Annotated in this window: 5 protein-coding genes; 4 read left to right on the plus strand and 1 reads right to left on the minus strand. The window is 32.0% G+C overall.

Features of this window, described 5'->3' with window-relative positions; all coding sequences use genetic code 11:
• Positions 1-529 (minus strand): hypothetical protein (locus DV872_RS25700; protein WP_114632838.1); only part of this gene is annotated, 529 nt, incomplete at its 3' end.
• 259 nt (positions 530-788) lie between these two features.
• Here DV872_RS25700 and DV872_RS25705 point away from each other — a divergent pair.
• The 4 genes from DV872_RS25705 to DV872_RS25720 are packed head-to-tail and all read left to right on the plus strand — an operon-like array spanning position 789 to position 5122.
• Positions 789-1499 carry a hypothetical protein gene (locus tag DV872_RS25705; RefSeq protein WP_114632839.1) on the plus strand — a complete coding sequence of 237 codons (711 nt, stop codon included), beginning with the start codon at positions 789-791 and terminating at the stop codon, positions 1497-1499.
• 48 nt (positions 1500-1547) lie between these two features.
• Positions 1548-2453 carry a metallophosphoesterase gene (locus DV872_RS25710; protein ID WP_114632840.1) on the plus strand — a complete coding sequence of 302 codons (906 nt, stop codon included), beginning with the start codon at positions 1548-1550 and terminating at the stop codon, positions 2451-2453.
• Entirely contained in the window at positions 2443-3372 is a 930-nt protein-coding gene (locus DV872_RS25715) for a hypothetical protein (RefSeq protein WP_230391693.1), read from the plus strand. Before DV872_RS25710 ends, DV872_RS25715 begins: the two co-directional genes overlap by 11 nt.
• Positions 3362-5122, plus strand: a complete 1761-nt coding sequence (locus DV872_RS25720) for a serine/threonine-protein kinase (protein WP_114632841.1) — start codon at positions 3362-3364, stop codon at positions 5120-5122. Before DV872_RS25715 ends, DV872_RS25720 begins: the two co-directional genes overlap by 11 nt.
• Positions 5123-5490: the final 368 nt, after the last annotated feature.

A 5490-nucleotide genomic window follows, 5' to 3' on the forward strand; every position in this document is an offset into this window, starting at 1 on the left:
CGGCAAGAGAGCCAATTCGGTCTAGTACATCGAGCATACAGCGGTTGTTCAGATCATCCTGACCGAGCTCTTTGTTAAGATGTTTTCCAAGGTTATTAACATCATTGATACTGGTTGTAAAGATTTTATATCCATCTTTCGGGGAACTGAAGGCCGCTTGAAGAACACCCAGGATTATGGCCAGAGTTTTGGGATAAATTCCTCCAGGATGCCAGGCCGTGAGAAGTTTGAAAGCCTGCATGATCAGATAATTATTGGGATGTACAGAGCTCAACAATAGGAAGGGATCTTTATCGCCAATAAGAGAGTCTATGACCCAATGGTTCTCAACTTCGAGTAATCTCAGGAAAAGTGGGTAATTGTCATTAGTCAGGCCGGATAATCTGAGAAACCGGGCATAACTAATTGATGACTCCACACCTTCAACGGTTCTACAGCCAATCATGCGTTCTATGATGTTGATTTCAACATCCATTATAGATTCTTGACTCCATGCATCTTCGATAGCTTTTTCTTTTTGCTTATCCATTCACTTTCTCCTTAATTTCATTAGGGTGATATCTAAGTTATTGATAGCTGTATAACAAAAGTATTGTATTATTTCTTCTATTTTTCAAATTTTATAGCCTTCATTTTTTGTATAATTCTAAGTTTGTATAAAAATGTTTGTTTTTGACATATATTAAAAATCAATTTAAATTTGTTTTAAAAAACTATATCCCTTATCTTTTATATATGTAGATTGAACTGACATAGGAAAGAAAAAATATTAAAAATCAGGATAATAAATGGCTAGGGAGTATAGTGAAATAAATAGCAATGAAATTGTCGAAATCAATAGACAGATAATCTTGCAAGGTATTTCCGGCACTATTACGCCAGAACAGGTTGAGAGCAGTGCTATGTTTGCAGTGTATCTTCAACAAGTTGGAATTACCATTAACAATTATCATTTGTTCCTAAAGCTTTTAGAAACCAATAATCAATGGATAGTTGACGGTTTAATCGGTAAAAAAAAACCGGATCTTTTATTTTCCTCTTTAAAACCCAATTATTACTTGCTGAACAAAGCTTTTCAGTTTCTCACGTGCTGGCATCCCGGTCAGATTTATGAGAAGGTCCTTCTTGCGGTTCTGGGAATTATTCAATATGGATTTCATAAACCTGACGATGGATATCGAATTTACAAACTTGAAATCTCAGATATTAACAATCTAGGCAAGTTTTTGAATGAAGAATTTGATCAATTTCAAGAAGTTAACGAAACTATTTTAGAAATTCTGGATAGATTGGCTGGCTTGGGAGAATTCTCCAATAATAGTGATAAAAGTATTCTTGCTAAACACTCATACAATATCAGAATTTCTTATTTTGACAATACAAAAAATCTTTTCAATATTATCCCCAAAGTCCTGCTGGTAAAATTGAAACGGGAAGATAGGGAAATTAAGCCTTCTAAAGATTTTATTACACTTTTTTCAAAAAAATTCCATAATTAATACTATATTTAAAATATATATATATATATTGCTGTTAAGGATCCAAATATGAGTGTAAGTATTAATGATATAAAAAAAGCAATACGCATAACTCAAAATAATAAATACAGAATAGTGAACTCATATAACCACCCCGGTGGATTAGTTGATATCTCAATGCTTGATCTTCCAACAATCATCATTGGTGATTTACATGGCAGCATCGAAAATCTCAATGCAATAATGAATGATGACAACAATATAGAAAAAATAAAAAATAATGAAATTTATCTTATTATTCTAGGTGATGGTATGCATAACGATCAAACTGGAGAAATGCTTGAAATGGCTACATCTTTAGAAGTATTGGAGAGACTTATTGAGCTTATCTGCGAATTGAAGGACAACATCATATATATTAAAGGAAATCATGATAGTTTTGATGAGCGTATTACCAAAAGTGGAATAAGACAAGGATATGAATTTAAAAAATTTCTCATAGAGAATAAAGGTGATGAGTTCTTAGAGATAGTGGATGAATTTTTTGAATCATTACCGCAATTTGTTATTGGGTCAGGATTTGTTGTAACCCATGCCGGTCCGACTCGCAGGGGAGCAACAAGAAAAGAGTTGATAGATATAGAAGATAATGAGGACTACATAAGCCAGTTGATGTGGAATCGAGTCCATGAATTTAGAGGCAATCCCAGTATGAAAGAATATGGCAGTGATGATATTCGAAAAATGCTTCTAAAATTAAATTTACCAGAAGACACATATTTTATTGTTGGTCATAACCCACTATGGAAGACAGGCAATAAAACTGGAATATGGCACGATGTTACAGGTATTAAAAATCACATAATTATAATCAGCAATAAACAGACGAATGGTCCTTATCTACTGATTACGAATGGAGAAGTAAAAGACAAATTCGCAGTATCTGAAGAAAAGGGGAGTTATTATGGCTGGTAAAAAAATGTCTATGAATCTGACAGAATCAATTAAAGATGAAAAGATGATTAAGCATCTTTATCTTGATTTAACAATCAATGAATTAATTGAAAAAATGAATTTAATCAATCTTATTCCCTGCGAAAAAGATGATCTAGTCCCCTTCTTTGCCAAGGTGCGCGGGTATATGTCTGCAGTAGATCAATTTGGCGAGAATTGGCTAATAAAGGAAATCTCCGCAGAAGAAGTTCATTTGCACAAAGTCCAGGAGATAGCCTATTATGTAGATGTGCTCTTAAAGACATTAGCTGCTCCAACTATTGTCAGCACTATTAACGGTAAAACTTATAGAGCAACAAAAATAATAGAACATGCCATGCAGGCAGGTAGTTATAATTATCTGGAAGAACCATTAAAGAAAATGCTAGCAAATGATCTTATTAATCGTTGGTTATTCTTTGATGAAGATAGAAACCCAAACAATTATCTCATTTTCCACGATTCAGACAATACTTATTTTCCTATTGTAATTGATTACAACAAAGCAGATCTCGAAATACAAACAATGAAAATATCAGGTGATCCTAATAAATTTGGGTGGTTACGCGAGGAGAAAACAAGGTTCCTGACCTTATTGAAACCTGAAAATTTTGAATCCATGCATATCGAAGACTTTGAGGAAAGACTGCAATGTCTGATGAGCATTACTGAAAAAGATTTGATTGAATTATGTAAGAAGATTTTCACAATGGAATCTATCGATGATGTTGAATCAACCTCTACAATTGTTACTAACAATATTATTTCCAGAGCAAAATACCTGAATTATTATTTTCGGAAATGGTTTAAAAAAATAGATAAAAAAGAGGAAAAAGAGATAGACGACAGATACAGTGGTTTAGGGAAATCATTCATGGATTATTATAAGGATGAGTCATAAATTTATGGATCTTTCCGGAGAAGTCATTAATAACACTTATATAATCAAATCATTGATAACTAAAAGCAATTTTGCTCAAAGATGGGAAGCCAAAGCAATATACTCCCCTAATACTTTTTACTTTGATTTAATACTGGGTGAGAAATACAACCAAAATCTAATCAAAAATAAAAGTAAACTTTCAGAGAAACTTGTCAATTTGAGAGAGATTCAAAATCCTCATATCTTAAAAACTATTGAGTATGGAGAATATAAGAATCAATTATATTCAGTTCAGCAGAAAATATCAGGAATTAGTTTATCTGAGGAAAGCAATTATACAACAGCTAATATTCTGAGAATAATGAAAACTTTTGCATTATGTCTGATGGATATTGAAGCAAAAGGATTGTCACATAATCTTTTGTCAATGCAATCGATTTGGGTTCCCCAGGGAAATGAAATGGGATCCCTGTTTATTGGTGATTTATTACTCTTTGATTTGTTATCCTTAGCAGATGGAAACATAGGATCTCATCTCTCAATACCAGAACCATATATTAATTTTAATTCATATTCCGAAAATGTATATAGATCTGATTATAGAAATGATTTGTATTCCTTCGGTGCAATATTCTATAAATTGGTTTCAAAAGTTGCTCCATACAAAGCTGATTCTTACGAAGTAATGGAAAAACTTCAAAAAAAGGGATCTGTAGATATCAGTTCTATTTCCAATCAGAATATCGTAGATTTTATTTATCCTCTATTAACTAGTCGTTCAAAATATCCATCTGTAAGAGATATGTATGAAGACTTTCAGGAATTATTTGAAAATCAGATTTCAATGAAAACCATAGATGATATAAGAATGTATACATCTGCAGAGGAGTCAATATACTCTAGTAATGTCAAAATCGATAATCAAGTTATTGATGAGCTCGAGACAATCAGTGAAGTAGTCTCTACTGGAAAGAATGAACCAGACAAAGAAAACAAAGTTAAAAGTATATTGAATAAAATTAAAACTATTTTCGGATTCATTACCAGATATAGAAAGAGAAGTAATAGAATAAAAAAGATCAAAAAGACAGGATTTGGTTCAAAACATATTAAATCAAATCTGGAAACACCAACGGGAGAAATGGGATATAAAAATATAACTTCAGATAAAAAAAGACTTCTGAATATATTTAGTAAATTAGCTTCACACTTTTCTGACATGAATATGGATAAAAGGAAAAATATAGTTTTTCCAATAATAACCAAAAAGAAAGATCCTTTTACAAATGAAAAATCAAGTCCCTTTTCCAAAAAGATTGATGGTCGGTTTAAACAAGGGATTAATGATTTTAATGATTTTAAAAAAAATGATATCGCATCTGAATTATCAAAAGGAAACAATAATCAAGTATTCTATTTTCGATCAAGGGACGGTCTTGATATTAAGCGTGATCAAATAAATGAAGATCAGGATAGATCTGTAAAAACCCTGAATGACAATAGTGAAAAACACATATCTTTAAATGAGAGAGACAACTCACAAACAGCGATTATGGAAGAGAAGAATGCTTGTTTTGAAGAGTTTGAAAATCAAGGTTTTACTTCTGATAAAATTCAGGATGAAAGACCATTACCTGAGAACAAAACAGACCATGCAAATACTGTATATGTAATAAAAAAATCTTTATGGCTTCGGTTCTGGATGTTCTTGAAGAAAATCTTCAAATTTTATAAGCAGACCATTTGCAATATCTTTTGTAAAAAATAATACCATATCCCTAGTCATAGGATCTTCGATGGATATATGCTTACTTAAATTCACAAGTACAGGATTTTTTTTATAGTTCGGATCATTAGTAGTATTCGGTTTTATTACGACTCTATAACCTTCGGGCAGATCCTTGTCGAGAGGCAATAGAGAGCAGAGATAATTACCTATGAAAATACAATGTTTTTTTAATTTATCCATAGTTCTGCTTTCATTCAAACCGATTTCTTTCAGTTTATGTGTAAGCGCTAATATCTCCCCGTGTTGACTGATCGTCTATGGGATGAGTTCTTCTTTATCAATGTTCCATGGAAGCAATTGTTCCAGATCCTGATTAGTATTGGCCAGTGGAATTTTCTCAAATATAT

Source organism: Oceanispirochaeta sp. M1 (assembly GCF_003346715.1).
In the GTDB taxonomy this organism is placed as follows: Bacteria; Spirochaetota; Spirochaetia; order DSM-2461; family DSM-2461; genus Oceanispirochaeta.

Bases quoted from the DNA above. Each gene is read 5' to 3' on its own strand.
- DV872_RS25705 (WP_114632839.1), top strand. From the start codon at position 789: ATGGCTAGGGAGTATAGTGAAATAAATAGCAATGAAATTGTCGAAATC.
- DV872_RS25710 (WP_114632840.1), top strand. From the start codon at position 1,548: ATGAGTGTAAGTATTAATGATATAAAAAAAGCAATACGCATAACTCAA.
- DV872_RS25715 (WP_230391693.1), top strand. From the start codon at position 2,443: ATGGCTGGTAAAAAAATGTCTATGAATCTGACAGAATCAATTAAAGAT.
- DV872_RS25720 (WP_114632841.1), top strand. From the start codon at position 3,362: ATGAGTCATAAATTTATGGATCTTTCCGGAGAAGTCATTAATAACACT.